At 41.4% G+C, this 875-nt stretch carries 1 protein-coding gene; it reads right to left on the bottom strand.

All coding sequences use genetic code 11. The features are described 5' to 3' along the window. Positions 1-504 precede the first annotated feature (504 nt). A partial coding sequence (locus BJI48_RS09515) for a hypothetical protein (protein ID WP_180763047.1) occupies positions 505-875 on the bottom strand: 371 nt, incomplete at its 5' end.

Here is an 875-nt window from a genome sequence, read left to right on the forward strand (position 1 = left end):
GGGGGCGTGCAGGGAGAGCAGGGGTTTAAAGGGGTGAGCGGGGGGCGCTTCGCAAGTCAGCCCCCCAGCACCCCTTTCTAGCTAGTATAAGAAAAAATAACTAGTCGCACGGCTATGGAAAAGAATCATTACTTTCTATTCGATTCACGTTGTGAATCTGAAGACCATTTCGCAGGGTAAAACCCTGCTACATTCCTAAAGTTATGGGGTTATAACGGCACTTCGTTTCGTTATCAACTTGGGGTGGGTGGGTAGAGTTTCTAAGGTTTGAAATCCTATCAACCAATAAACCCCAATCTAACCCTGTCACTTTTTCATCTTCCCCCTTATCCCCTCAAGGAATGTAGGGTTTCTCCCTACTTCCTATCTTATTATTTTCTACTCAATTCACGCCGTGAATCTGAAGACCATTCCAGCAGGCAGAGCCTGCTTCCATTCCTAAAGTAACCATCTCATACCCAAAGCGTTGCTTTGTGTATTGGAGATAAGTTTCTAGGATTTCCCCTACTTCCCATCTCTAACTTCATATACAATCGTATAGGCATTGGGGTTATGATAGATTTGTCTAGATAATCCATCAGCAAAGGGTTTGGTTTTAATAAGGTCATCAGCACTCTTAAATGGCCCAATAAGGTATCTTGTTTTAATCGCTCCTGCTAAGTCTCTGTATTGGTAAGCCCGATAGGTATAGTTCTTTAATATATTACTGATAGCTTGTTCTTGGGTTTTATTATTAACGGATAAATCTGCAATCAAGAAATAATAGCCTGCTTCAGGCTCACAACCTTGGCAATGGGTTTTATTGTTGGTTTTAAGAATAAGGACTTGTTTATTCTTTAAGAGTTTTCTTTGTTCAGGCGTGAGGTTTTTCTCAA

Origin of the sequence: Helicobacter sp. 11S02596-1 (genome assembly GCF_002272825.1) — a bacterium.
Classification (GTDB): domain Bacteria; phylum Campylobacterota; class Campylobacteria; order Campylobacterales; family Helicobacteraceae; genus Helicobacter_J.